22 protein-coding genes are annotated in these 26,154 nt (G+C 45.6%); 12 read left to right on the top strand and 10 right to left on the bottom strand.

All coding sequences use genetic code 11. The features are described from left to right. Window positions 1-38 precede the first annotated feature (38 nt). The 5 genes from H3H32_RS33755 to H3H32_RS33775 all read left to right on the top strand — a co-directional run bounded on the left by H3H32_RS33755 (window position 39) and on the right by H3H32_RS33775 (window position 5,543). Window positions 39-881 (top strand): SDR family NAD(P)-dependent oxidoreductase, encoded by an 843-nt coding sequence (locus H3H32_RS33755; RefSeq protein WP_182460101.1) that lies wholly within the window; start codon window positions 39-41, stop codon window positions 879-881. After that, window positions 871-2,040, top strand: coding sequence for an alkene reductase (locus H3H32_RS33760; RefSeq protein ID WP_220472577.1), 1,170 nt, complete (start codon window positions 871-873; stop codon window positions 2,038-2,040). Before H3H32_RS33755 ends, H3H32_RS33760 begins: the two co-directional genes overlap by 11 nt. Before the next feature lie 8 nt (window positions 2,041-2,048). Continuing rightward, complete coding sequence (locus tag H3H32_RS33765) at window positions 2,049-2,963, top strand: helix-turn-helix domain-containing protein (RefSeq protein WP_182460102.1); 915 nt, start codon at window positions 2,049-2,051, stop codon at window positions 2,961-2,963. 469 nt (window positions 2,964-3,432) lie between these two features. Then, on the top strand, window positions 3,433-4,335 hold the full coding sequence (locus H3H32_RS33770) for a helix-turn-helix domain-containing protein (protein WP_182460103.1): 903 nt from the start codon (window positions 3,433-3,435) through the stop codon (window positions 4,333-4,335). A 59-nt stretch (window positions 4,336-4,394) separates the two neighbouring features. After that, complete coding sequence (locus H3H32_RS33775; protein ID WP_182460104.1) at window positions 4,395-5,543, top strand: aldo/keto reductase; 1,149 nt, start codon at window positions 4,395-4,397, stop codon at window positions 5,541-5,543. Between the two features lie 780 nt (window positions 5,544-6,323). Here H3H32_RS33775 and proC read toward each other — a convergent pair. From proC to gatB, 3 genes are all read right to left on the bottom strand, one after another. Further along, window positions 6,324-7,127, bottom strand: coding sequence for a pyrroline-5-carboxylate reductase (gene proC, locus H3H32_RS33780; RefSeq protein ID WP_182460105.1), 804 nt, complete (start codon window positions 7,125-7,127; stop codon window positions 6,324-6,326). Window positions 7,128-7,219: 92 nt separating this feature from the next. After that, on the bottom strand, window positions 7,220-8,353 hold the full coding sequence (locus H3H32_RS33785; RefSeq protein ID WP_182460106.1) for a TlpA disulfide reductase family protein: 1,134 nt from the start codon (window positions 8,351-8,353) through the stop codon (window positions 7,220-7,222). Then, a complete protein-coding gene (gatB, locus tag H3H32_RS33790) occupies window positions 8,350-9,840 on the bottom strand; it encodes an Asp-tRNA(Asn)/Glu-tRNA(Gln) amidotransferase subunit GatB (RefSeq protein WP_182460107.1) in 1,491 nt (496 codons plus the stop codon). Before gatB ends, H3H32_RS33785 begins: the two co-directional genes overlap by 4 nt. Window positions 9,841-10,026: 186 nt before the next feature. Between gatB and H3H32_RS33795 the strand changes: the two genes are divergently transcribed. Beyond that, entirely contained in the window at window positions 10,027-10,923 is an 897-nt protein-coding gene (locus H3H32_RS33795; RefSeq protein ID WP_182460108.1) for a cupin-like domain-containing protein, read from the top strand. A 3-nt stretch (window positions 10,924-10,926) separates the two neighbouring features. Here the strand turns inward: H3H32_RS33795 and H3H32_RS33800 are convergent, their stop codons facing one another. The 4 genes from H3H32_RS33800 to H3H32_RS33815 all read right to left on the bottom strand — a co-directional run bounded on the left by H3H32_RS33800 (window position 10,927) and on the right by H3H32_RS33815 (window position 15,534). Continuing rightward, window positions 10,927-11,763, bottom strand: a complete 837-nt coding sequence (locus tag H3H32_RS33800) for a phytoene/squalene synthase family protein (protein WP_182460109.1) — start codon at window positions 11,761-11,763, stop codon at window positions 10,927-10,929. Between the two features lie 120 nt (window positions 11,764-11,883). Next, window positions 11,884-13,356 (bottom strand): bifunctional phytoene desaturase/3,4-desaturase, encoded by a 1,473-nt coding sequence (gene crtID / locus H3H32_RS33805; RefSeq protein ID WP_182460110.1) that lies wholly within the window; start codon window positions 13,354-13,356, stop codon window positions 11,884-11,886. A gap of 331 nt (window positions 13,357-13,687) precedes the next feature. After that, window positions 13,688-14,203, bottom strand: coding sequence for an RNA polymerase sigma factor (locus H3H32_RS33810; protein ID WP_111347040.1), 516 nt, complete (start codon window positions 14,201-14,203; stop codon window positions 13,688-13,690). 362 nt (window positions 14,204-14,565) lie between these two features. Beyond that, entirely contained in the window at window positions 14,566-15,534 is a 969-nt protein-coding gene (locus H3H32_RS33815) for a KpsF/GutQ family sugar-phosphate isomerase (RefSeq protein ID WP_182460111.1), read from the bottom strand. Between the two features lie 107 nt (window positions 15,535-15,641). Between H3H32_RS33815 and recQ the strand changes: the two genes are divergently transcribed. The 3 genes from recQ (at window position 15,642) to H3H32_RS33830 (ending at window position 20,529) form a co-directional block, all read left to right on the top strand. Further along, on the top strand, window positions 15,642-17,849 hold the full coding sequence (gene recQ, locus H3H32_RS33820; protein WP_182460112.1) for a DNA helicase RecQ: 2,208 nt from the start codon (window positions 15,642-15,644) through the stop codon (window positions 17,847-17,849). 93 nt (window positions 17,850-17,942) lie between these two features. Beyond that, complete coding sequence (gene purD / locus H3H32_RS33825) at window positions 17,943-19,229, top strand: phosphoribosylamine--glycine ligase (protein ID WP_182460113.1); 1,287 nt, start codon at window positions 17,943-17,945, stop codon at window positions 19,227-19,229. A 256-nt stretch (window positions 19,230-19,485) separates the two neighbouring features. Continuing rightward, complete coding sequence (locus tag H3H32_RS33830) at window positions 19,486-20,529, top strand: PSP1 domain-containing protein (RefSeq protein ID WP_182464567.1); 1,044 nt, start codon at window positions 19,486-19,488, stop codon at window positions 20,527-20,529. Between the two features lie 53 nt (window positions 20,530-20,582). On the opposite strand, the gene H3H32_RS33835 is transcribed toward H3H32_RS33830, so the two are convergent. The 3 genes from H3H32_RS33835 to H3H32_RS33845 form a co-directional block, all read right to left on the bottom strand. Further along, window positions 20,583-21,530, bottom strand: a complete 948-nt coding sequence (locus H3H32_RS33835; protein ID WP_182460114.1) for a hypothetical protein — start codon at window positions 21,528-21,530, stop codon at window positions 20,583-20,585. Between the two features lie 86 nt (window positions 21,531-21,616). Further along, on the bottom strand, window positions 21,617-22,393 hold the full coding sequence (locus H3H32_RS33840; protein ID WP_182460115.1) for a M56 family metallopeptidase: 777 nt from the start codon (window positions 22,391-22,393) through the stop codon (window positions 21,617-21,619). 98 nt (window positions 22,394-22,491) lie between these two features. Continuing rightward, the gene (locus H3H32_RS33845; protein ID WP_182460116.1) at window positions 22,492-22,851 is read right to left on the bottom strand and encodes a BlaI/MecI/CopY family transcriptional regulator; all 360 of its coding nucleotides are present in this window, start codon (window positions 22,849-22,851) and stop codon (window positions 22,492-22,494) included. Between the two features lie 111 nt (window positions 22,852-22,962). On the opposite strand from H3H32_RS33845, the gene H3H32_RS33850 reads away from it, so the two are divergent. From H3H32_RS33850 to H3H32_RS33860, 3 genes are all read left to right on the top strand, one after another. Further along, window positions 22,963-23,439: a gliding motility lipoprotein GldH gene (locus H3H32_RS33850; protein WP_182460117.1), complete on the top strand. Its 477-nt coding sequence runs from the start codon at window positions 22,963-22,965 to the stop codon at window positions 23,437-23,439. A 19-nt stretch (window positions 23,440-23,458) separates the two neighbouring features. After that, the gene (locus tag H3H32_RS33855) at window positions 23,459-24,097 is read left to right on the top strand and encodes a phosphatase PAP2 family protein (protein WP_182464568.1); all 639 of its coding nucleotides are present in this window, start codon (window positions 23,459-23,461) and stop codon (window positions 24,095-24,097) included. Between the two features lie 104 nt (window positions 24,098-24,201). Next, window positions 24,202-26,094 (top strand): amidophosphoribosyltransferase, encoded by a 1,893-nt coding sequence (locus tag H3H32_RS33860; protein WP_182460118.1) that lies wholly within the window; start codon window positions 24,202-24,204, stop codon window positions 26,092-26,094. Window positions 26,095-26,154: the final 60 nt, after the last annotated feature.

Genomic DNA, 26,154 nt, shown 5'->3' on the forward strand with positions numbered 1-26,154 from the left:
CAGAGGAGAACTTTGCCGTATCAAAAATAAGATCGGATATGAGTCATCAACAAGTTTGGTTTGTCACCGGGGCATCGAAAGGCCTCGGACTTTCTTTAGTAAAACGGTTACTGGCAGAAGGCTATAAGGTCGCAGCCACATCCCGCAATAGGTCTGAATTACAGGAAGCTGTAGGGACGCATCATTCATTTTTGCCGCTGGAGACCGATTTGACCAGTGAATCGTCGGTCGCAACGGCAATTAAAGAAACCATTGACCGGTTTGATCGCCTTGATGCCGTGGTTAACAATGCCGGGTATGGACTACTAGGCGCTTTAGAAGAACTTTCCATGGAAGCGATTCGGCAGGAATTTGAGATTAACGTGTTTGCTACCTTCAATGTCATTCGTCAGGCATTACCGCAATTGCGTTACCAACGGTCGGGCTATATATTCAATATTACTTCCATTGCAGGTTGGCACGGCGATCAGGGAGCCAATGTCTATAACAGCTCCAAATATGCCGTCGAGGGGCTTAGTGATGCGCTGGCGAAAGATCTCAAGCCGTTTAATATCAAGGTTATCGCCGTAGCCCCCGGGCCTTTTCGGACCAATTTTCTGGGTAAAGGATCGGTTATGTATGCCGAACCTACCATCGATGATTATGCCCATATTCACCAGCACAAGCAGTGGCTTGACAACAACCTGAATGGGAAACAGTTGGGAGATCCCGAAAAAGCCCCTGATGTCATTATCCGCTTATTCAACGAAGCGAACCCACCCACCCATATCATTATGGGCAGCGATGGGGTCCAGGTCGTGACAAATCATCTAACGAACATGCTCCAGGAGATCGACAAGTGGAAAACGGTCAGTATCTCAACAGACCTTAATGAGAAGTAAAATGCCGGATTTATTTTCATCCTTTAAGCTGGGCGGACTGGAGTTGCCTAACCGCATCGTGATGCCGCCACTGACAAGGGCTCGGGCTCCAAGGGATATTGCCACCCAGGAAATGGCGCTTTATTACAGCCAGCGGGCTACTGCCGGATTAATTATTGCTGAAGGCTCACCCATCTCTAATGAAGGGCAAGGGTATCTTTTCAATCCCGGCATTTTTACCCCCGAACAAGTCAACGGGTGGCGTCTGGTAACGGATGCCGTCAAACGAGCGCGTGGTCGAATCGTAGTACAACTCTGGCACGTCGGCCGAGTTTCGCATACGTCTATTCAACAGTATGGTCAGCCGCCCGTCAGCTCTACCAATCGAGTAGCTAAAAACGCCAATGCCTTTGGACGGGATGCCACGGGTCAAATCAATTTTATTCCGTCGTCAACACCAAGAGCGCTGACAACCGGAGAAATCAGCCGTGTCATTAGGGATTTTGTGCAGGCTGCGCGGAATGCGATCGAAGCAGGCTTTGATGGTGTTGAGTTGCACGCGGCTAACGGGTATTTATTCGATCAGTTTTTGAATCCCCTTATCAATGACCGGATCGATCGGTATGCGACCACGACGATGGAAAACCGCTTACGGTTTTTACTGGAAACGGTAGATGCTATTAGCGACGTAATAGGCCATAAACGGATTGGCGTCAGGCTTTCCCCCTATGGCACCCTGAATGATTGTCCCCACTTTGACGATGCAGAAGAAACGTATCTGGCGGTGGGAAAGGCATTGGGCGAACGCCATATTGCCTATATCCATGTCATGGATCAGACGGGATTTTTTACCATGCCCGCTGGGGCGGAGTCGACCAGCGACGCCATCCATCGGCTGCTTCGCCAGTGGCGAGGGGACTTACCGCAAACTGCCCTTATCTTCGCTGGCAGTCTTACCCAGGTGCGTGCGAATGAATTGATTAGTAATGGCTTGATCGACCTGGCCGCTTTTGGGCAAGGATTTATTGCTAACCCGGACCTGGTTGCCCGTTTCCAAAACGGGTGGCCGCTCGCGCTTCCCAATCGAAAAACTTTTTATACTGGAGGGTCTGTTGGTTATACGGATTACCCAACGTATCAGGTACCGCTTTCGGATAGTAGGCAAATGATCAATGGATAACCAGAACGATGAAACAGAACAGCGCTCCCTACCTCATTAAGACCATTGAAGAGCATCATGCTCATTTTGGACTGTCCAAACCCCGGCATCCGTTGATCAGTGTTTTCCGCTTTGAAGATACAAACGTAACGGATAGTTTACCGGATAAATACATGTTTGATTTCTACTGCATTGCTATCAAGAAAAACTTTGATGGGCACTGTTTATATGGACAACGGTACTATGCCTTTGGGTCAGGTGTGATGACATTTTTAGGTCCCAACCAGGTGTCTTCCTATCCTCGGGGAGAGGACGCAGCCAGGGAAGGGATAGGCATCGTATTTCACGCAAGCTTTCTATTCGGTTATTCGTTAGCGGCTACCATAAACCAGTACGGCTTTTTTTCTTATGAACTCAACGAGGCTTTACACCTCTCGGAAGACGAGGAGGTTACGGTGGCTGGCATTATGGAGAAGATCACTTCGGAATATAAAGCCAATATCGATCAGTACAGCCAGGATATCATGATCGCCCAAATCGAGCTTCTTTTACAATATTGCAATCGCTTCTATAATCGGCAGTTTATTACCCGTAAACCCGATAATGCGGAAATTCTTATTCGATTAGAAAAGTTACTCGATACCTATTTTGCCAATGAAGACCAACTGCAACTGGGGTTGCCTACGGTACAGTATGTAGCCCAGGAATTGTCGATTTCAGCAAATTACTTAAGTGATATGTTGCGCAGTTATACGGGGCAGACAACGCAGCAACATATTCATGCCAAGCTGGTTGAAAAAGCAAAGGCGCTTCTGTCTACGACCTCCTTATCGGTCAGCGAAATTGCTTATCAATTGGGGTTTGACTACCCGCAGTCGTTCAATAAATTGTTTAAGAACAAGACGGCCATCTCACCCTCTGAATTTCGCCAATCGTTTAATTAACACCTTCTTACGCAGCATTTGATACCCTTATGGTTTCATTACGGTTCGAAGGTATCTGAATAGTAAGGTACACCTGCCAACGAATATCAACGTGAATAAACGGTTCTTCCCATTTCTATTTACTGTTTAGTATACCGGCAGATTGTTCGATGCCAGATTCACGACCATAGACAAGCTATTCTTCTACTAGGATGGCGCTATACTTGATACAACCTGTTTGATTTTATCAAGTATCTGTTTGAATTAGTCAATTGCTAAAGTCCTATAAACCTGAGCTTTGCCTTCATTTATCATGGTTTTGGAACAGCGAATTAGTTTATGATAACTATCAGCATGAACGGAAAAGATTATCAGATCGATGCTGACGCCAATAGGCCGTTACTAGGGATTATCCGCATTGACTGAGAATGTCGATTCATAACGCTGAATAATTGGCTGAACTATTCATACTTAAACGGTCTACACGCGTATGAAGATCATAAAAACGCCCAGCGACTATCGAATGGGGCCTAACCTACATAATATGATCGAGTTAACGGGAGTTTCGCTGGTGGAGTCCTGTGCCAATGCTCACGATAAAAAAGCGAAGATTTTTTTGGAAGACCATCTGTTGCTGTTTGTTTTGGAAGGTACTCATCATATTCGATGGGGCACCCAGTCGGTCTCGGTGGGTAAGCATCAAATGGTATTGCTGAAAAAACATACCTATTTTGAGTCGCATAAGGTAGGCAATCCAGACAATCAATTTGCCTATGAAAGCATGATGTTTTTTCTGAAAGACGGCTTTTTGACCGAGTTTGTTCGCCAGACCAGCCTTGAGGCTGATATCTCTAAAAGTGACTCAGAGATTACAGTCAAAGATTTTGGGAGCCGGATGTTAAAGTTTCTGGAATCGTTACACCCCTACTTTCGAGATCCTGAAGAAATCAACGAACAATTATTTAAGCTGAAGATGCTTGAACTGTTATATGACCTGGCAGTAACGGATAAACAGCTATTGGCCCAGTTAACTACCTTAGAACGAGAATTCGTTGCCGACCTGAGTCAGGTAATCGAAGCGAACTATTTAAAAGATCTGTCCCTTCAGCAACTGGCTACGTTAGCTGGGCGTAGCCTTTCCAGCTTTCGCAGGGATTTCCAGCGTATCTATCTGGCCCAGCCTGCCCAATGGCTCAAACAGAAAAAGCTCGAAAAGGCGCTTGATCTGTTACTGCATACCCGGCTGCCCATCAGCGATGTAGGGCGTCAGGTAGGAATTACCAACAGCGCTCATTTTACAAGGGTATACAAGCAACATTTTGGTCAAACGCCTTCCCAAGCCCGGTCTTTACCAGGTAAAAAGGTGGTTGACGCAAATGAGCAAAATAGTTGACACGTTTTGCAAAAACGTAACCGGAGTTGCCTTGTTTTTTATACAAAAAATCAAGTGCAATGGAAACAAGACGTGAATTTTTAGCGATGGCCGGAAACGGAGCGTTACTGGCCAGTCTGGGGGCTTTACCACAGCATAGTATGGCCGCTGACTTTACTTCGGGAACTGGAATAAGTAATCCACAAATTGACCGGGAACGAGGAAATACCTGGCTCGATAACCTGCCTGGTTTTGGTATGGGTGGTGTACCCCTTGGCAATGAGTTTGAAGTGGTCACTGACGATCAGGCTTTTGAAACGCTGACTGCTGCCTGGAAAGCCGGGGTACGGTATTTTGATGTGGCGCCCTGGTACGGCCTGGGATTAGCAGAACGGCGATTTGGCTCTTTTCTACACAACCAGAAGCGGACGGATTTTTTCATTTCCACCAAAGTTGGGAAGTTGTTAAAGGCATCCAGGAACAACAAGGGTGCAACCCTTTTCCCTCATGCTGGCTCCCCCAATACACCCGTCTACGATTATTCAGGCCCAGCTATAAGAAGATCTGTCGAGGATAGTCTACAGCGGCTCGGCATTGATAGCATCGATATTGCCTTTGTCCATGACTTATCGCCCGACTTCCGCTATTTTGACCGAAGTTGGCTGGAGCATTGGGAAATAGCCCGCAAAGGGGCTTTCCCGGAACTCAATAAGATGCGGGAAGAGGGGCTCATCAAAGCTTGGGGGTTGGGTGTCAATCGCCCCGAGCCAATTCTGAAAGCCATGCAGGATAGTACGCCGGATGTATTCCTTATGGCCTCCCAGTATTCCCTGATTGACCATCAAAACGCGCTTCATACCCTTTTCCCGGAAATACGAAAGCATAACATTAAGCTGGTCATCGGCTCTAGTTTAAATGCTGGTTTTCTTTCGGGTAGCAATCGGTATAACTATGACCCCACTAAGCCCATACCCAAGGAGTACCTGGCCAAACGGGAAACGTTGCGCCAGGTTGCGGCCTCGCATGGCGTTGATTTGAGGACAGCCGCTCTGCAATTTTCGTCCTTTCCTGACGTAGCGGCTGCCCTGATCGTTGGCGCACGCACGGCCCAGCAAATAACGGAGGATGTTGCGTCGATGAACGCCAAGATACCCGCTGATTTCTGGTCGGAACTTAAAGCGAAGGGGCTCATCGACAAGGATGCTCAGACCAGCAAACATCCGTCCTAACGGCAACAGTAGATAGCCGGATCATCAAGACAACCCGCCCTACTAGTAAGTGTCCGGTTATCTACTGTCTTTTCGTCTCACAAAAGCGGCTATGAATAGACTGTAGCCCGAAGTGAAAGCTATTCGGTGGGGTTTCTGATTGCTAAAAACTCCTTTGATATTATTGTATGGCTAGCCCCGTGATCCGTTGATCGGTTATATTTTAAGATATACTGCCGATCTATTTAAGGTAGTTTATTCTCCGCTTTCTCAAAAAAAGTAAACGCGTCCGAAGAGAAAAGTTGCTTTGGCAGCCGCTGGCATGTGTTCCCCCAAAAAAAGAGAGTTTGCAAACACAGTAGACTGTACAGGAAACGGGCGGCTCAGACTTTATTGCCTAAGAAAAAAACCTGTTTGAGTAGCAGATGGCTCTAAGTTGTGCAGTTATGACGCAGCTAAGCTGGTATATAAAAGTATAATTCTTACTTTTCCTGTCCTGATTAAAATCGACCTATTTAGTGAACCATCCGGCTTTAAAGGCGGCTTTAAATTGAGCATAATCTTGGTATACCTGCAACGCGTAAGATTCCGCTCTTCCCAATAGCTTGGGGGCCCAGTCTGACTGATTCGCGAAATTAATCACAGGTAATCAGCACCGAAACTATTCGGTGACGATCTATCGACTTCGCTTAGCTATCGCCAATGCGTTGATGGTAGCTTTTGCCATTACTCAAAATTCGGGATGACTCATGTTTCAAGGCCAGGCCGCTATGGTCCGCCATAGCGGCCTGGCCTTGAAAATTAACCCTTCGATAATTCGGTTGCCCGAATTTGAGCCGCTTTGATTCCTGTCACTAATGTATCGGATAAACCCCCGCTTTCAAATGCGCGGAGTGCCGCTTCGGTTGTGCCGCCTTTAGAGGCTACTGCTTTAATAAGATCGTCCAGCGATTTATCGGCGTTGTTAATGAGGTGATATGCGCCGAGCATCGTTTGTTTAACCAACAAAGCCGCCACTGCGTCGTCGAATCCCATTTGTTTGCCAGCCTCAATCATCGACTTTACGACGTAATAGAAATAAGCCGGACCGCTACCACTAAGGGCCGTTACGGCATCAATCATGGCTTCATCTTCCAGGAATATAGATCGGCCTGTAGCATTGATCAGGTTTTCGATTCTACGTAGGTTGTTTAGATCCACTTCTTTGGCCGCCGTGAAACCGGTGATGCCCATACCAAGCATGGCAGGTGTATTAGGCATAGCCCGAACGACTAAAGGGTGACCCAACTTTTCCTGAATTTGTGCGATTGGGATGCCTGCCATGATCGACAGAATCACTTGATTGGGCTGAATAATATCGCGTAAGGCTTCGTGAACGCTGTTAAAGTCCTGTGGCTTTACCGACAGAATAATCAAATCCGTTTCGCCAACGTGTGGCCCAATGGTATCAACAACAACGCCCGCTTTTTCGGCTTTTAACGATTCGGAGCGGTCGGCACTTTTTTCGATTAAGAGTAAATCTTCTTTTTTTACAAGGTCATACTGCAAAAACGATTTGGCAAAAGCCATACCCATGTTGCCGCAACCTACAATAGCAATTTTCATAATGGAGGGAGGAGAGGGAGAAAGGAGGAAAGGGACGAAGGAGATGGATGAACCTTTCTCCCCTTCGTCCCTTTCCTCCTTTCTCCCTTTTTCTATTTTACCTGTAAAACTTCTTCTAATTTTTGCTCTAAAGCGGGGCCACGTAGATTTTTGGCGATGATCTTACCGTCTTTGTCAAGCAGGAATGTTGCGGGAATGGCCTGAACACCATATTGTTGAGCGGCTGCCGATTGCCAGAATTTCAAATCTGAAACATGCGTCCAGGTGAGGTTATCATTGCGAATGGCCTTAGTCCAGTTCGCTTTGGCCTGATCGAGCGAGACACTATAAATCGCAAATCCTTTGTCTTTATACTTGTTATACATCCGAACCACATTTGGGTTTTCGGCTCGGCAAGGGCCACACCAAGACGCCCAGAAGTCAATCAGAACATATTTGCCACGCAAAGACGAAAGGGGAACAGGTGTTCCGGTTGTGTCGTTCAGGGCAATTTCCGGGGCCGACGCGCCAACCGATACGCCTTTGATCCGGGCTACACGGCCAATCAGCGATTTAGCGTGTGGGCTATTCGGATTCTCCTTCTCGAACCGTTGGGCCAGCGCATCGTAGGTGGCAAAATCGGTATCGATATTGATGAAATTCAACGCGAAAAGCGACACTAAGGATGTTCCCATTTCCGGCAACATCGCCTTTACTTTGTTGACAACGTCCTGTTCGGCATTCTGATAATCCTGCTCGATCTGGGCGATTTTCTTGTTGTCTTTTTTCTCTGTAGCCGCTGCTACCTGTTTATTCCAGTTGGAAACTTTGGTCTCCATATCGGTACGGAGCGCCATTAGTTTGCCATAATAGTCCATGTTTTTGGAGCCAGAGACCGTTGCATGACCTACCTGCCCGGTTTTAGCATCCATCTGAAAACCATCGGCCACCACATTCAGGGTTTCGCCCCCTTCCACTAGCAGGGCCATTTTCTGACCTCCCCCTACGTTAAGCACAAATACCTCACCGCCATCGGCCACTTTGCCGTTGAGCGTGAATGTATTACCCGCAACGATTTTGGTCGAGTCAATTTTATGAGTTGGCTGAGAGTTCGTTTCCAGATAAACGTAACTGCCTGGGGTTGCTTTATTGACTTTGCCCGTAACCGTAAACGGTTTTGTGCTTTGAGCATTGGTTACGAGGCTGAGCGCCATGAAACCAGCGATACCGAATACTGCGTTTTTCATATGTTCTGTAATGTCTTCGCTAATAACTCATTCACCAGTTTAGGGTCAGCAGAGCCTTTCGATTTTTTCATGACCTCGCCAACAAACATGCCCATTAAATTTTTCTTTCCTTTTCGATATTGTTCAACTTTATCGGGCCAGGCAGCCAGTACTTCTTCTACCAACGTTTGCAGTGCATCGGTATTGCGGTTCTGAATGAGTCCGTGTGCTTTTGCCAAGTCTTCGGGCGATGCATTGGGCTGCTCAGCCATCAATGTGAAGATCTGCTGAGCCGCCGTTTGACTTACCGTGCCTTTGTCAATCAGGGCAATTAAATCAGCCAATCGTTCGGCCGAAACCGGAAACTGACGATCGCGCAGCGTTTTTTCGTTAAGCTGACCTTTTACCGGACCCATGATCCAGTTCGACGCAGCTTTATAATTCGTCGTATTCGTACAAACAGCTTCGTAATATTCGGCCAATTCTTTGGCGTCGGTCAGTAAAGCCGCATCGTAATCAGGCAAGCCATATACCCTCGTAAATTTCTGGTATAAGGCAGCCGGAAGCATTGGCATCTGAGCCTGAATATCTGCCAACCATTCCTCCGAAACAACGACTGGTGTCAGGTCAGGATCAGGGAAATAGCGATAATCATTCATGGTTTCCTTCTCACGCATACCATAGCTGAGACCTGTAGCGGCATCGAACGTACGGGTTTCCTGTATGATGCGCCCGCCCGATTCGGTCAGTTCAACCTGGCGAAGGAATTCACTGTCTACTGCGCGCATTACGTTCCGAATCGAGTTCAGGTTTTTAACCTCAACCTTCGTGCCGAGATGTGTTGCGCCTTTGGGACGGATCGAAACGTTGACATCGCACCGGAGTGAACCTTCCTCCATATTCCCATCGCAGATGTCCAGATACCGTACCAACCGACGAACTTCAGTTAGGTATTGGCCCGCTTCGTCGGCAGTTCGGATAGTAGGGTCCGTCACCATTTCGATCAAAGGTGTTCCGGCTCGGTTATAGTCAAGCTGAGTGGCCCATTCATCGCCATCGTGGATGGATTTACCAGCATCTTCCTCAAGGTGAATGTGGTGAAGCTGAATGGTTGTTTGGTAGGATTGACCCGTGACAGGGTCTTTGGCTTTAATCGGAATGCCGCCACCAACGCAAATCGGCCCTTTATCCTGCGATAACTGATAGCCTTTTGGCAGATCTGGATAAAAATAATTTTTACGGGCAAACACATTGTGGCGCGTGATTTCGCTACCACAAGCTAATCCCATCCGAATCGCATATTCAACAGCTTTGCGATTCAGTTTGGGTAACGTGCCCGGATAGCCGAGTGTAATCGCACTGATATTTGTATTGGGTTCTGCGCCGTATGCATTGGCATCGGCCGCGAAAATTTTGCTTTGCGTAAGCAACTGGCAGTGTACTTCCAGCCCAATTACGGCTTCGTATTTGGACAGAACATCTGGCGAAAGGGTCGCTTCGGCTACCATCGATAAAAATTAGTGATTTTAGGCAAAGATAGGCAGAAATAAAACAGCTGACGGTTGCTAATCAGCTTTAACGAAATCATACAAAGGTACCGAACAATAAATAGACCAACTTGTAGATGTCTATTTATAGAATTTATAGTCTAAAGACTAATAGTATCTTTTTACATAGAACGACCTCCTCTGAAGATGGCTACCCAAACTGTTGAACTGGTTCACGAGAAAAATATTTTGGTGGAAAAAAAGTACCACATGAGTTATGACGAATTTGCGGAGAAACACCTCTTTGCAAATTATCCTGTGGTAATTGGAGACGCTTGTGAAGCTTGGTCGGCGAAGAAAAAATTTACGCCCGAGTTTTTCAAGAAACACTACAGCGACCGTGAAGTAACTATCTCCGGAAAAACATACAGCTTAGGGGAATACATTGACTGGATGCTGACGGGCGATGAGACAAACCCTGCTCCTTATCCTTGTACGCTCCAAATTGAGAGCGAATACCCAGAGCTGTTACGCGATGTTATGCCTCCGCTCAAATATGCCCAACCAAGTCGTATCGGGAGCAAACTCGTACCTAATCGCTTGCTATCAGGGGCAAACACGCTGGAGATATTTTTTGGCAGCCCAGGCGCTCTGTTCCCCTATGTGCATTACGACTTTATGTGCCTTCACGCGTTCATTACGCAATTGTATGGCGAAAAAGAATTTACGGTAATTCCTCCCGATCAAACACAATACTTGTACCCAACACCCGGAAATGCCTGGGTTTCACAGGTAAATGATATCTGGAATCCTGATCTGGAAAAATACCCGCTGTTTGCTAAATCAACGCCCGTTTCGTTTGTCGTCGGCCCTGGAGAAACCTTGTTCATTCCCTGCGGTTGGTGGCATACTGCCCGCTCGCTCACACCAACCATCTCGGTGGCATTAGATAGCCTGAATGCATCCAACTGGAAGAACTTTATGAATGAAGTCGATATGAATATGCAGAAGCATAGACCCAAACTAGCTAAAGCGGTTCAAACCTACTTATCTGTGGCTGGGGGCGTATTAGGAACGCTTGAAAAAGCAGGTGTACGGGTGTAATTTTTAGATCACATTCAGGCGATACTTCAGATACGTTTGGGCGAGTAGCGCAAATTTCTGCGGGTTCGGTACACGAACCCGCTCGTTCTGAATGCGCGAAGCCGGGAGTTGTTTAATCTTGTTGAATAGGGTTTGATAGTAGATGTAAGCCAGATAAACGCCCATTCTGGCTCCTCGTGGCAGGTTCATGATGCCAAGATAAGCTTCGTTGAAATCGCGCTGAATATCAGCTTCGATAAGTTGCTTGACTTCACTGCCAAAGTTGCTGAAATCAACACCGGGGAAATAGGTGCGTCCCCGTTCAACAAAGTCGCTTTTCATGTCGCGCAGAAAATTCACTTTCTGGAAAGCGGCTCCCAATTTTCGGGCAGGTTCGCACAGGCGGTTGAATTCGGCCAGATTTCCTTCGCAAAACACCCGTAAGCACATCAGGCCTACAACCTCCGCCGATCCGTATATATATTCGTTATAGCCATCGGCATCGTATTCCTGACAGTACAAATCCATCTCCATACTTTTCAGAAACGCTTCAATGAGATCATGCTCAATATGATACTGACTAACCACCAATTGAAACGAATGTAAAACCGGATTCATGCTGATACCTTCCTCAATGGCCTGATAGGTATCGTGTTTAAATCGTTCTAAGAGCGTTTTTTTGTCGAAATCATGGAATGTATCCACAATCTCGTCGGCGTATCGAACAAATCCATAGATGGCGTAGATAGGGAAATGGAATTTGCGATCGAGTGTTTTAATACCTAACGTAAACGACGTACTGTAACGCTCGGTAACTAATTTACTGCATTCCAGTGCGGTTTTATCGAATAAGGCCATCATACATTTTAAGAAGGAAGGGTTAACAGGAAAGCTATGGAGAGAAAAATAGACCACTGACGAAAGGACATGTACGGCATTTTCTTTCGCTTGGTTTCTTTTTCCGGAATGAGTTTCCTAAAACTAAACAAACTCTTTGGCAACTTCATCGGCGACAACCAAGCCTGATATCAAGGAAGGTGGAACGCCGGGCCCTGGCACAGTTAGTTGACCGGTGTAGAACAAGTTGTTCACCCTTTTGTTCTTAAGAGATGGCTTTAAAAGTGCGGTTTGTCGGAGCGTATTGGCTAATCCATAGGCATTTCCCCGAAAAGCATTGTAATCAGCCTTAAAATCGCTGTGTGCATAGCTACGCTTGAACACGATGTGTCCCCGAATAGCCTCACCAACATAGGCTTCGAGCCTATCCATAATCAGGTTGAAATAACGTTCGCGGGTGGCTTCATCGTCGGTAAGATCAGGAGCGACAGGAATTAACAGAAATAGGTTTTCGCAACCTTCAGGCGCTATGCTCGGATCGGTTTTGGATGGTGCCGATGCATAGAAAAGCGGTTTAGTAGGCCAACGGGGCGTTTCATAAATCTCCTGGGCGTGAAGTTTGAAATCTTCATCGAAAAAGAGATTGTGATGCTGTAAACGCGGCACTCGCTTATTTACACCCAGATAAAATAATAGCGATGAGGGAGCCATTACGCGCTTTTGCCAATAGGCATCGCTGTAATTTCGATTATCAGGCTCTACTAAGCTGGTTTCGACATGGTTATAGTCGGCGCCTGCCACAACAATATCGGTCTCAAAAGTGCCTTTATCTGTAATAATCCGGTGCGCTTTTTTATTAAGTATGTCGATTTTTTGTACTGTCTGATTTAACAGAATCTTGACCCCTTTCTCTTCGGCGAGGCTGACCATGGCTTTCACAATTTCGTGCATACCGCCCATCGGATACCAGGTGCCAAACACCATTTCGGCGTAGTTCATCAGGCTATACATGGCAGGAGTGTTTTCGGGAGTGGCTCCTAGAAAAAGCACCGGAAACTCAACTATTTCGAGTAGTCGGGGGTGTTTGAAAAATTTGCGGGCATGCGTTGCAAAAGACTGAAAGACATCCAGTCGTGCTACGTCGTAGAGTAATTTTAGACTCAGAAATTCAGTAATGGAGCGGCTTGGTTTCCAGACGAACTTATGCATCCCAACTTCGTATTTATAGGCTGCCTGTTTCAGGAATTCTCGTAGTTTAAGTCCGCTGCCTGCTTCTATTTGCTCAAATAGGGCTTCTAACTTATCGCTACCAGCCGGAAGGTCAACAGATTCGTTGGGGCCGAAAACAACGGAGTAGGAGGGATCAAGCCGAACAAGGTTGTAATAATCGGAAGGCTTTTTGCCGAAGCGGGCAAAATAGGTTTCAAATACATCAGGCATCCAATACCAGCTTGGGCCCATATCGAATGTAAACCCGTTGGCCTGGAAAATACGCGCTCTGCCACCAGGCATGGAGTTTTTTTCAAGGATAGTAACGTCGTAACCTTTCTCGGCAAGGCTGGTTGCAGCGGCCAGCCCGGCAAAGCCGGCTCCAATAACAAGAACGCGTTGGGGCATTAGTTAGAAAAAAAAATGATTGAGTCTGTTAGTAATTGCCTGATGAAGCAATTTGTTTTCGTGAAACTACCCGAAAATTACTGAAACTAACGTGATGAAGAGCCGGATTTATAGGCAAATACAAAAAATAATGACGATACTCCTGAATTATCCAGGTAGAAAAAGAATAGCGTGAAGAATAATCAGTATGAGGTTAAGTTCTTGATTATGAGAGTATAAAATAAAAAAAGTTGGGTGGATACCACCCAACTTTTTTTGAACCTTCCTCTTTTTTAACCAAAAACTACTCAATCAATATGTCTTAGACGCAGCTTCGTCCAGAAAGTATCGCTTATGCGTTAAAATAAGCGTAAACTTTTAATTGATCTTTCAATTCTTTGCGGGCAATGTGAATCCGATTCTTCACAGTTCCAATGGGGATATTCAGTTTTGCTGCTATTTCGTGGTATTTAAAACCCCGGAAATGCATCATAAACGGTGTTTTATAAGTATCGTCGAGGCCATTCACTGCCCGGTTGATATCATCTTGAGCAAAAGACGAATAAGCCAGGTTATCAGTGCTGCTTTCTATTGAGTTTATGTAGTGCAAATTATCAGTCGTATCAATAAATGTGTTCTTACGAACCATACGCTGATAGTTTGTGATGAATGTGTTTTTCATTATCGTATACAACCAGGCCTTCAGATTAGTGCCGTCTGTGTACTTGTCACGATTGGTGAATGCTTTCAGTAGTGTGTCCTGTAGTAAGTCGTTCGCATCTTCAACATCTTTTGTAAGACGAAGGGCGAATGGGCGTAACGATTTGGACACTTTGCCAATATGATTAGTAAATTCGAGAGCTGTCATGGCTGTTAAGTTTTTCTGTTGAATCACATCTGCATATCCACTAGACAAAAAAACAACCAGTCTTTTTAGAAATAGAATAAAAGTCTGAATTTAGAGTTTAAGTATTTGATATTGAGCTATTTGTGTAGTGTTAAATTTGCGTGCCAAACTTTTTTACTGATAGCCTAGTTGTGGGGAGTGTGGAATATTTCCCCCATTCTGGGGAATCCACACTGTGGATTTTGTTTAGTTTTTTAACAAAAAAAATTGAACAGGGATAGTTAGAGCCGTAGACTAGACCGCTAACAAACGATAATTGGCATAGTCTGAATAAATCTGACCATGCCAATTCGGAGAATAAAACCCTGATAGAACAACTAGTCTTAAATAAGTCCCTCCTTTAGTAAATCGTGTAGATGCACAAAGCCATGAACCCGCCCTTCTTCGGCGACAATGAGCTGTGTAATATCTCGCTCTTGCATCAACTGTAAAGCGGCTACAGCATACTCATCAGGAGCTACGCAAACGGGGCCAACCGTCATGGCATCTTTAGCACAGAGTTGCCAGAAAGAATCATGCTCATAGGCCACTCGTCTAATATCACCGTCCGTAACAATTCCGATTAATAAACCTGCTTCGTCAACCACTGCTGTGGCCCCTAAACGGTTGGCCGAAATGGTGAAAATAACGTCTTTGATTGTAGCGTCTGGAAGCACTTGTGGGCACTGATTATGGGGAAAAATATCAGCTACTTTCAGATATAATTTTTTACCCAACGACCCACCGGGATGGTAACGCGCGAAATCCTGTCGAGTGAAACCTCTAAGCTCTAAAAGACTGACAGCCAGGGCGTCGCCTAAAGCAAGAGCCACGGTTGTACTGGTTGTAGGAGCCAGATTCAGTGGATCGGCTTCGTGTTCGGCGAAGGCATGAAGCACGTGGTCGGCGTGGTGAGCCAGATACGAATCGCGCGCGCTGACAAGCGCAATTAACCGAACGCTCGTTCGCTTCAAAAGTGGTAATAGAACTTTGATTTCGGCAGTATTTCCACTCTTCGAAATAATGAGTACCACATCATTATCCTGAATCATGCCTAAGTCGCCATGAATGGCATCGGCTGCGTGCATAAACAGCGAAGGTGTACCCGTCGAATTCATGGTGGCTACGATTTTCTGACCAATCAGAGCGCTTTTTCCAACCCCCGTTACTACCAAACGCCCTGTTGTGTTTAGTAACGTTTCTACGGTTGCATCAAATTGGTCGTCAAGTAAATCGACGGCATTACGGATGGCATCAGCTTCGGCCAGGAGTACCGCGCGGGCAATAGTCTTAGGATTTTTTATTACTTTCAATGTCAGTTTTGATGAACAGGAAAACTTTGCTGTGTATATTCGCTAACTTTATATAGCAAAGATACGGCAAGCAAATAGAGTAAAGTAACTTTTGTACGATTTGTAGAATGATGCAGGTTGATGAGGCAGTCCACGCGACGCTTAAAGAACGACTGAAAGAAATATTTGGATATAGTCAATTTAGGGGCGAACAGGAAATCATTATTTACAGCATCCTGGCGGGTCGAAACACGTTTGTTATTATGCCTACTGGGGCAGGTAAGTCGCTGTGTTACCAGCTGCCTGCTATTGTTAGTGATGGTACAGCGGTTGTTATCTCTCCCCTAATTGCCCTGATGAAAAATCAGGTTGACCAGTTAAACGCCTTTGGAATCAATGCGCAGTTTTTGAATTCGACGCTCTCAAAAGCCGAGATGAATAAGGTCAAAAAGGACACGTTGAATGGTACACTCAAGCTGCTTTATATTGCGCCAGAATCCTTAACGAAGGAAGAGAATTTGGATTTTTTAAAGAAAGCCAACATTTCTTTCGTTGCTATTGACGAAGCTCACTGTATTTCTGAATGGGGCCATGACTTCCGGCCCGAGTATCGAAAAATACGAGGTATTGTCGATAACATTGGCAATTTGCCCGTTATCGCGCTGACTGCTACGGCGACGCCTAAAGTACAGCAGGATATTCAGAAAAACCTCCAGATGGAGGACGCCAACCTCTATAAAACCTCGTTCAATCGGAAAAATCTTTACTACGAAATAAAGCCAAAAGTCGACGCCAAAAAGCAGCTTATTAAGTACGTTAAGCAGAACAAAGGCAAGTCGGGTATTATTTATTGCCTTAGTCGGAAAACGGTTGAGGAAATTGCCGAATTACTTAGCGTCAATGACGTAAAGGCGCTTCCTTATCACGCGGGCCTGGACCCACAAACACGAATGCACAATCAGGATGCTTTCCTGAACGAAGATGTTGATGTTGTTTGTGCTACTATTGCGTTCGGGATGGGTATTGATAAGCCCGATGTTCGATTCGTAATTCACTACGATGCTCCCAAATCGCTCGAAGGGTATTATCAGGAAACGGGCCGTGCAGGGCGTGATGGCCTGGAAGGCAATTGTCTGATGTTCTACAGCTACGACGATATTGTCAAGCTGGAGAAGTTCAATAAAGATAAACCCGTTACCGAACGCGATAATGCCAAGCATTTACTGGCCGAAATGGTTTCATACGCAAATCTGGGCGTGTGTCGTCGTCGGCAATTGCTAGGTTATTTCGGCGAGTTTATGGATAAGGATTGCGGTTTTTGTGACAACTGCCTGAAACCGACTGAGAAAATCAAAGTGCAGCATGAAGTTGTTCTGGCTTTGCAAACCGTGTTGCAAACAGACCAACGCTTCGATGTTGCCCATTTGGCTGATGTATTGACCGCTACCAACAATCAGTATGTTACCAGCTATGAGCACGATCGGCTCGCTGTGTATGGTAAAGGGCGTGAATTCAACGAAGACTGTAATTTCTGGTGTTCGCTTATTAAGCAGATCGCTATTTACGGCTATCTCGAAAAAGATGTCGATAACTATGGTATCCTGAAATTGACGCAGCGGGGTTTGAATTATATCGAAGATCCATACCCAATTACGCTGGCCAAAGATCATGATTACGAGCAGGCCGTTGAAACAAAAGACGACGACGATAAAGATACCACGCCATCGTCGGGCGGAGTGGCTTATGATGAAGAGCTGCTTGGGTTACTGAAAGCACTTCGGAAAAAAATTGCCAAAGAGAAGAATTTGCCTCCCTATGTTATCTTCCAGGAGACATCGATGGAGGAAATGGCAACAACGTATCCAACCACGCGCGAAGAAATGGCGCAGATTAACGGTGTGGGTATGGGTAAAGTGCAGAAGTTTGGTCGACCCTTTATCGACCTGATCTCTAAGTATGTTGAAGAAAATGAGATTGAAACAGCTCAAGATGTAGTTGTTAAATCGACTGTTAATAAATCGAAAGTCAAGATCTTCATTATTCAGCAGATCGACCGGAAAGTTGATCTCGATGAAATAGCCGAGTCGAAATCGTTATCGATGGAGGACTTAATGGAAGAAATTGAGCATATCTGTTACTCGGGTACGCGGCTCAACCTTGATTATTACATCAATCAGGTAATGGATGAAGACCGGCAGGATGAAATTTACGACTACTTCATGCAGGCCGACAGTGATAACATTGCTGTAGCTATGCGCGAATTTGGGGGCGATGATTTCACTGAACAAGATCTGCGCCTAATGCGCATTAAATTCCTGTCGGAAGTAGCAAACTAATTGATTTACGGTTTACGATTTACGGTTTATGATTTTCTGAAGAATGCAGGCAATCAACTCGTAACTCGTAAATCGTAACTCGTAAATCGGTACATGAATATACTAATACTGGGGTCTGGTGGGAGAGAGCACGCCTTTGCGTGGAAATTGGCGCAAAGTCCATTATGTGATAAATTATTTGTGGCACCGGGTAATGCCGGTACAGCGCAGGTTGCCACTAATTTAGCCGTTAGTTACACTAATTTTTCGGCCGTTGCTGATACAATTCGGGATAACAAAATTGACTTGCTGATTGTAGGTCCAGAAGAGCCATTGGTGAAGGGGATTGTTGATTTCCTGCGCCAACAGCCTGATTTAGCTAGCCTGCGGATAGTTGGACCCGATGCAAAGGGAGCCCAGCTTGAAGGTAGTAAGGATTTCTCGAAGCAGTTTATGGTTCGTTACGGCATTCCGACAGCCGCTTCACAAACATTTACAGCAGCAACCCTTCAGGAAGGCTTAGCCTATTTGGAAACACATTCGCTGCCAATTGTTTTAAAAGCGGATGGATTAGCCGCCGGAAAGGGAGTTATAATTGCTGAAACGCTGGCCGATGCAAAAACCGCGATGAATGAAATGCTCGACGGGAATAAGTTTGGCGACGCGGGCAGTAAAGTTGTTGTGGAGCAGTTTTTGCGAGGTATTGAATTGTCGGTGTTTGTTTTGTGCGACGGGGAGAACTACAAAATTCTGCCTGAAGCGAAAGATTATAAACGCATCGGCGAAGAAGATACAGGCCCAAATACGGGGGGAATGGGGGCTGTATCTCCTGTCGTATTTGCCAGTCAGTCATTTCTTCGGAAAGTTGAAGACAAAGTTGTAAAACCAACGCTGGCCGGTTTAAAACAGGAAGGTATTCATTATCAGGGTTTTATTTTTGTGGGCCTGATGAAAGTAAACGGTGAGCCTTTTGTTATTGAATATAATGCCCGAATGGGCGACCCTGAAACGGAAGTTGTATTACCACGACTTCAGAATGATTTTGTTGAATTAATGGTGGCAACCGCCGATGGAGAACTGGACCAGATTTCGGTTCAAGTCTCTCCTCAAACTGCGGTAACAACCATGCTCGTATCGGGTGGTTATCCTGGTGATTATGTGACCGGTAAAATCATTTCGGAATTAGATCGTTTAGAAGATGTACTAGCGTTCCATGCCGGGACGTCAGAAAAAAATGGTCAGGTGCTGACTAATGGTGGGCGGGTACTGGCGATAACAGCACAGGCCAATTCGCTGGAAAATGCCGTTCGGAAATCGCAGGAAGCGGCCCGATTGGTGCAATTTGACGGGAAACAGTACCGTAAAGACATTGGGCTTGACCTGATTCGGTACTCCGACTAACGAAGTTATAAAGTCAGATAGTTATGTAGTTATAAAGTTGCCATTGAGCACCAATAACTTTACAACCTTACGACTTTACAACTTCATAACTATATATATTATGTCATGTAAATCCTGTGCAACCGGTGGGTGCGGAACCCAACGTGGCGCATCCGAGGGTTCCCAGAAGACGGCTACTGCCGGATGCGGAAGTGGTGGATGTAGCACCGGAGGTTGCAATAAATTAAATTCATTTGACTGGCTCAGCGATATTGCGATGCCAGGTCTGAAATACGACGTTGTAGAGGTCAAATTCAAAGGGGGCCGGAAAGAGTATTATCGGAATGTTCATCAGCTTGATCTGACTACGGGCGACTATGTTGTGGTCGAAATGCAATCAGGCTTCCATATTGGAGCTGTTTCATTGCAGGGCGAACTCGTACGATTACAAGTGAAAAAGAGGGCGATTAAGATTAACGATGACACCAAAGTTATTCATCGCCTGGCTACCCCCAAAGATATGGAACGGCATGAACAGGCTGTTCTGCGTGACTTGCCTTCGCTTTATCGTTCCCGCGAAATTGTCCGGGAGTTAAAACTTAACATGAAATTGTCTGACGTTGAGTTTCAGTCAGATAATACGAAGGCGACATTTTATTATTCGTCCGAAGAACGTGTTGATTTTCGGGAGTTAATCAAAATGCTGGCGAGTGAATTCAAGGCTCGCATTGAAATGCGCCAGATTAGTCTTCGTCAGGAAGCGGGACGATTAGGTGGCATTGGTTCCTGTGGGCGAGAACTCTGCTGCTCAACCTGGTTGACGGACTTTAAAAATATTGCCACGTCGGCGGCTCGTTATCAGAACTTATCATTGAACCCAGCAAAATTATCGGGTCAGTGTGGACGATTGAAATGCTGCCTGAACTACGAATTGGATACGTACATGGACGCCCTGCGCGACATTCCGACGATCGAAAAACCGTTGGAAACCCAAAAGGGCCGGGCGTATCTGCAGAAAACCGATATTTTCCGTAAACTGATGTGGTTTGGTTATGGAGCCGAAAGCACCTGGCATCCATTGCCCATTGCCCGAGTACTGGAAATTGTTGAGCTAAATAAAAACGGTATTGTTCCGGAGTCGTTTGACTTACTGATGCCAATTGCTGAAAAAGAGCCCGTTACAGCCGCGGCTCTTAATAGCGATTTGCAGAAACTAGATGCCAAGTACACGTCGAAGTCAACGAATAAGAAGAAAAAGAAAAAACCGCGCGGCCCCGAGGGAAATTCACCTCGCCCTGCCCCAAACGGTAAAGTCTCTTAACAAGAAACCCCGACCTACTTAGGTCGGGGTTTCTTGTTAATTAGCGAATCTGATTAAAAATCACCGGAATAAAATGGGCTGAAAACGTAATAGCTACTATCTCGTTTGGCTCGTTTGGGCGTGGTTTGAATATTCAACTCGAAGCGGGGCAAAGGGTTATCGGCGCGGAACCATGCCCGGTAAGATCGTTCTTTGGTGTAGAGCCGAGCTACTTCACGAACATGAACCGTTTTTACAGCGGCAGGAGTAGCAGGTAAGTTGTTGATAAAAATATCCGTCGTTTTCGCGAAGTCGTCGTATAGTTTTAAATGTTCATCCTTAGTTCGTTCGACCAGCGCGTTTTTGTTGTGAAAAAACGTGGCTTCAAGCAATTGATTCATGTTAAAAGAGAAACTCTCACCAAGAGGATGTTGAGAAACGGCCGCTGCCTGCAACAACGTAAAGAATTGCTTACGGAATACGTCAAATGGAATGGGTTGCTGGCTAGTCTGAACAATAATCTGATAGGGCTTGGCTTTGGTATCGATGTTTGCCATGTTTTCCCATTGATGCATCACGAACAATTCACGGACAAACTCCGGCGAAAGTTTTTCTAAAGCATCAACTGGTACTTCTTTTCCATCAATGTATACGGCCGATTCGTACTTGTAATCATCGGGAACTATGAATTTATTCCCCTCCAAATGCAAGACAACCGGCTTACTTTCGACAACGGTGGTGCCGAGTTTGTTTTGAAATAAAGCATGATGCCGATACCAGGTTCCTTTGTCCTCTAAGTCTAAGACCATTGCCCGCGTTGGACTGCTGGCAGGAAGCATGTGTGGACGCGAAGTTTGCTCCCCCTGTTTGTCTGTATACCGACAGGCCAGACCCATTGTACCTATTAAGATTGCCCAAAGTGTATATCGCCACCAGGCTGATGAGCCCGAACGATGATTGTTCATCATACTGACACGCTGGCGCAGCGTTGGACCACTAAATTGATTAGTAAAGGAGTACATAATCAGTTCTTTACAGCTTATTGCAAAGGTTGTTACTCGGGTAGCTGGGGATATTATGATCCGTTAAAATAACTTAGCCCAACTGACTACCCCGTCGATAGGCTCACTTTAATCAGGTTGTACTGATACGATCGGGCATCAACTCCTTCGGCCAATACGGCTCGGTCGGCACTGAATTCGAGGGTTTGATGGAGCAATTGCCGGAATAGGTAAGCCGCCGGATTGAACCAGAAAACAATGCACACCAGTTCAGCTCCCAGCATATCGAAACTGTGTCGATCTCGTACGTGCACGCGCTCGTGTCTGAGAATCTGATCCAGTTCGTCGGGTGCATGGTAATTGGGATTCAGGACAACCCAGTTAAAAAAGGAGAAAGGTGAGGTGGTGTTCTCGTTGCGAACCAACGTAAAGTCATCGTAGGGCTCATGTGTCGATTTTCGAATAAGTCGTCGCAAGGAGAATAGCTGAATACCAAATCGAATAATTAATACGAAAACCCCACTTACATAGAATAGTAAGAGTCCAGTTGGCCACGACCACGTAAATTTTGCGGACGTATGCCGGAACAGCTTATATGTCTTTTTATCTGGAAACGTGACGGTTACTTCCGGTTGATTCGATGCTAAATTGGGCAAAACCCTTGGAACAATTACCTGCGCTGTCCTGTGCATCACGGTTCGGACACGCTCTGGCCGCCAATCGGGGAGTTTGAGTAAGGGGAGGAACAGAGCACCAGCTAAACCTAACCACAGAGCTAATCGGTTGGCGCTAAAAAACGTTTCACGTCGAAGTAAAACGTAATAAGCAATGCTGACAATAGCCAGAAGTGCATTCACCAATACTGCGTAGCGTAAAATTTCCATGGTTAAAGGGTGTGGAAAGGAGTTGGTCAGAAGCAGTCAAGTGTGGTACTAGTGATAAATAGACCTGACCATACTTGACTACTCTTGGGCACTCATGTCTATTTTTTCTCGATCATAGCCAGAATCTCACGCAGTTCATCGGCCGAAATCTTCTCATTCTTAGCAAAATAACTGACGAGGTTCTTGTACGAATTATCGAAATACTCATCCACAACCTTCGTTAAAACAAACCGGTTCTGGTAGGCTTCCTTCGTGATTATGGGATAGTATTCATGGGTATTGCCATACGCTTTATGGCCCACGTATCCTTTTTCTTCGAGATTACGAACAATAGTCGAAACGGTATTATAATGCAATGGAGGGTCCGTAAACTGCGGAACCATGTCTTTAACATACCCTTGCTCCATTTTCCAGAGCACCTGCATTACTTCTTCTTCCTTCGCTGTTAACTTTTCCATAAGACAAACCTATAACTATTTTTATCGTTTGCAAACTATTTGAGTAGTTTTTTATCGTTTGAAAAGCCAGCGGTACCGTCGTAGCTTTGTACATTATTCGGCACGAGGTTTATGAAACAATTGGGATTGGTAGTATTGATCGTCTGGCTGTTTGCTGGCTGCGATACAAATGCGGTATATAAAGAGTACACCGATATCGATGATGGAAAGTGGTACATCAAAAACGCACCGTCGTTTACGTTCGAGATCACGGATACATCGGTTCCCTACAATATCTACTATAACCTCCGCAACAGCCTGTCCTACGGCTACTATAATCTGTATCTGACTCGTTATCTGCGCGATGCAAGTGGTAAAGAACTGGAATCCCGTCTGGATGAGCTGATTTTGATGGACCCCAAAACCGGGAAACCTAACGGCGATGGATTAGGAGACCTGTTTGATCACAAGGTTTTGATGAAACATAACTACCGATTCCCGAAGCCTGGTAAATACACCGTCCAGATCAAGCAATATATGCGTCAGGACCCCTTACTTAATATTCTGAGTGTAGGAATTACGGTTGAAAAATCCGTACCCACCAATTAATTCGCCGAATTTGCTGCCAATGGTTTTCGACTTTCTGCGCAAAAATCGTTTTTTCTTCCTGGCCTATCTTCTTGTCTTACTCGTAGTGGGTTTATTGCAAGTGGTTTACACTCAGGCACAGTTAATGCAGTGGGTCAATGCCCGGAATAGTCCTCTAGCCGATCAGCTATTTCCTTACATTACCTATATGGGCGACGGCGCATTTTTTGTGATTCTTTGCCTGGTTATGTTGATTTATAAGTGGCGTATCGGCTTGATGGGCTTCGCCAGTTTTGCACTTTCCTCACTTACATCTGAGTTTTTTAAGAAGATTATTTTTAATGGCTCTCCCCGGCCACTGAAATTTTTTGAGCATTCAACCTTTGAGTACCACATCATTAAAGGGTTGGATATTCATAGCTACAACAGCTTTCCATCGGGACATACAACCACGGCTTTTGCGGTATTTGGCCTACTGGCGTTTCTGGACAAGCAGAAGGAGAGAGGTATTATTTATCTGCTTCTGGGCGTTCTAGCGGGTTATTCTCGGGTTTATTTGTTTCAGCATTTTGTTGAAGATACCTATGCTGGTTCGTTGATTGGGACGATTTCGTCGGTGATTATTTATTTATTGATGTACCGCTGGGTAACGAATAAAGAAAAGATAGCCGGGAATTAGGGGCTCTTTTGTCTATCTTTGTTTAGTGCTCTGCCGAACCATTGCCAAAGCGGAGCCGTTACTTCATTACTGACTACAATCAACGTGCATCGATAAACTCTCTCATGAGCGACGCCATTAAGCATGAGTGCGGTATAGCCTTAATCCGGCTCCGCAAACCGTACCAATATTACATAGATAAGTACGGAACGGCTCTTTATGGAGCCAACAAACTCTACCTGCTCATGGAAAAGCAGGTTAACCGAGGCCAGGACGGTGCCGGTATCGCCAATATAAAAATTGATGTTCCGGCCGGTAGCCGTTATATCAGCCGATATCGATCAGTTGATCAGCGACCTGTAACGGACATCTTCGAAAAAGTCAATAAGAAATTCCGGAAAGCGCTCAAAGGCAATAAAGAAAAGGCTAAAGACGCTAAATGGCTTCAGGAAAACATTGCCTTTACGGGCGAAGTCTGGATGGGGCACCTTCGGTATGGCACACACGGGGCCAACGAAATCGAAAACTGCCATCCTATGCTTCGGCAAAGTAACTGGCGGAGTCGTAATCTGGTGGTAGCGGGTAATTTCAACATGACGAATGTTGATGACCTGTTCAAAAAACTGGTTTCGCTGGGTCAACATCCCAAGGATAAAGTTGACACGATTACGGTGATGGAAAAAATCGGACATTTCCTGGACGAAGAGAACCAGCGCGTATTCGAACGCTTTAAAGGCATCTACGAAAACCCGGATCTGTCGGATATTATTGAAGATAATCTGGACCTTCAGCGTGTTTTGCACCGTTCTTGTCGTGATTTCGACGGTGGATACGCCATGGTAGGCATGACAGGTTATGGTGCCGCATTCGTTGCTCGTGATCCAGCTGGTATTCGGCCTGCTTATTATTATGCCGACGACGAAGTAGTTGTCGTTGCCTCAGAGAAACCGGCTATCAAAACTGCCTTCAATGTCGATTACAGTGCTATTCAGGAAGTGAAACCTGGGCATGCGCTCATTGTCGATAAATATGGTGAGTATGCAGAGCAGGAGTTCGTTACGCCTATCGAAAAGAAATCGTGCAGTTTCGAGCGGATTTATTTCTCGCGAGCTACCGATCCTGATATTTACAACGAACGCAAGTCATTGGGTAAACTGCTGATTCCGCAGATTCTCAAAGAAATCGACTACGATCTCGAAAATACCGTTTTCTCCTACATTCCGAACACAGCCGAAACGGCCTTCTTTGGCATGGTTGAGGGTTTGGAAGAATACCTCTATAAACAACGCAAAAAAGCGATTATGGAAGGGATTCTGTTCGAGGAGGAATTGGACCGGGTACTTTCTTTTAGACCGCGTATTGAAAAGCTGGTTGCTAAAGACGTGAAACTCCGGACGTTCATTACCGACGATTCACAGCGAGACGATATGGTGTCGCATGTATACGACACTACCTTTGAGGTCATCAAAAAAGGCCAGGATAATGTCGTTGTGGTCGATGACTCGATTGTACGAGGCACTACGCTCGAGAAAAGTATTCTGCGTATGCTGGATCGTCTGGGACCTAAGAAGATCATTATTGTTTCGTCGGCTCCTCAGATTCGCTTCCCCGATTGCTACGGCATCGACATGTCGAAATTCAAAGAGTTTATTGGCTTCCGAGCTGCGCTCGAATTACTGCGGGAGCGGGGTATGGACGATTTGCTGGATGAAGTTTATGCCCAGTGCGTGGCTGCAATTGAATCAGGCAATGCCAATCAACAGAACTATGTAAAGGCCCTGTTTGATCCCTTTACGCACGAAGAATTATCTAAAAAAGTAGCTCAAATTGTTACGCCACCTGATCTGAAGGCCGAAGTAGCGGTTGTTTATCAGACAGTTGAGAATTTACATAAAGCCTGCCCTAATCATTCGGGCGACTGGTATTTTACGGGTAATTACCCAACTCCTGGTGGTAATGTAGTGGTCAACAAAGCCTTCGTGAACTTCATGGAGGGGAAATTGGTGCGGGCGTACTAATCTTAGTTTTAAGTAAAAAGAGTTTGGCGTAAGAAGGTTGTGGTTAACAAACCAATAATC

Source organism: Spirosoma foliorum, assembly GCF_014117325.1.
Taxonomy (GTDB): domain Bacteria; phylum Bacteroidota; class Bacteroidia; order Cytophagales; family Spirosomataceae; genus Spirosoma; species Spirosoma foliorum.

What these genes read in the sequence shown, in the direction of transcription:
- H3H32_RS33845 (WP_182460116.1), bottom strand. Translation starts at nt 22,851, where the DNA reads ATGGAAAAGTTAACAGCGAAGGAAGAAGAAGTAATGCAGGTGCTCTGG.
- H3H32_RS33850 (WP_182460117.1), top strand. Translation starts at nt 22,963, where the DNA reads ATGAAACAATTGGGATTGGTAGTATTGATCGTCTGGCTGTTTGCTGGC.
- H3H32_RS33860 (WP_182460118.1), top strand. Translation starts at nt 24,202, where the DNA reads ATGAGCGACGCCATTAAGCATGAGTGCGGTATAGCCTTAATCCGGCTC.
- H3H32_RS33800 (WP_182460109.1), bottom strand. Translation starts at nt 11,763, where the DNA reads ATGATGGCCTTATTCGATAAAACCGCACTGGAATGCAGTAAATTAGTT.
- H3H32_RS33795 (WP_182460108.1), top strand. Translation starts at nt 10,027, where the DNA reads ATGGCTACCCAAACTGTTGAACTGGTTCACGAGAAAAATATTTTGGTG.
- H3H32_RS33770 (WP_182460103.1), top strand. Translation starts at nt 3,433, where the DNA reads ATGAAGATCATAAAAACGCCCAGCGACTATCGAATGGGGCCTAACCTA.
- gatB (WP_182460107.1), bottom strand. Translation starts at nt 9,840, where the DNA reads ATGGTAGCCGAAGCGACCCTTTCGCCAGATGTTCTGTCCAAATACGAA.
- purD (WP_182460113.1), top strand. Translation starts at nt 17,943, where the DNA reads ATGAATATACTAATACTGGGGTCTGGTGGGAGAGAGCACGCCTTTGCG.
- H3H32_RS33840 (WP_182460115.1), bottom strand. Translation starts at nt 22,393, where the DNA reads ATGGAAATTTTACGCTACGCAGTATTGGTGAATGCACTTCTGGCTATT.
- H3H32_RS33775 (WP_182460104.1), top strand. Translation starts at nt 4,395, where the DNA reads ATGGAAACAAGACGTGAATTTTTAGCGATGGCCGGAAACGGAGCGTTA.
- H3H32_RS33830 (WP_182464567.1), top strand. Translation starts at nt 19,486, where the DNA reads ATGCCAGGTCTGAAATACGACGTTGTAGAGGTCAAATTCAAAGGGGGC.
- H3H32_RS33835 (WP_182460114.1), bottom strand. Translation starts at nt 21,530, where the DNA reads ATGTACTCCTTTACTAATCAATTTAGTGGTCCAACGCTGCGCCAGCGT.
- H3H32_RS33755 (WP_182460101.1), top strand. Translation starts at nt 39, where the DNA reads ATGAGTCATCAACAAGTTTGGTTTGTCACCGGGGCATCGAAAGGCCTC.
- H3H32_RS33785 (WP_182460106.1), bottom strand. Translation starts at nt 8,353, where the DNA reads ATGAAAAACGCAGTATTCGGTATCGCTGGTTTCATGGCGCTCAGCCTC.
- H3H32_RS33855 (WP_182464568.1), top strand. Translation starts at nt 23,459, where the DNA reads ATGGTTTTCGACTTTCTGCGCAAAAATCGTTTTTTCTTCCTGGCCTAT.
- proC (WP_182460105.1), bottom strand. Translation starts at nt 7,127, where the DNA reads ATGAAAATTGCTATTGTAGGTTGCGGCAACATGGGTATGGCTTTTGCC.
- crtID (WP_182460110.1), bottom strand. Translation starts at nt 13,356, where the DNA reads ATGCCCCAACGCGTTCTTGTTATTGGAGCCGGCTTTGCCGGGCTGGCC.
- H3H32_RS33810 (WP_111347040.1), bottom strand. Translation starts at nt 14,203, where the DNA reads ATGACAGCTCTCGAATTTACTAATCATATTGGCAAAGTGTCCAAATCG.
- H3H32_RS33760 (WP_220472577.1), top strand. Translation starts at nt 871, where the DNA reads ATGAGAAGTAAAATGCCGGATTTATTTTCATCCTTTAAGCTGGGCGGA.
- H3H32_RS33765 (WP_182460102.1), top strand. Translation starts at nt 2,049, where the DNA reads ATGAAACAGAACAGCGCTCCCTACCTCATTAAGACCATTGAAGAGCAT.
- recQ (WP_182460112.1), top strand. Translation starts at nt 15,642, where the DNA reads ATGATGCAGGTTGATGAGGCAGTCCACGCGACGCTTAAAGAACGACTG.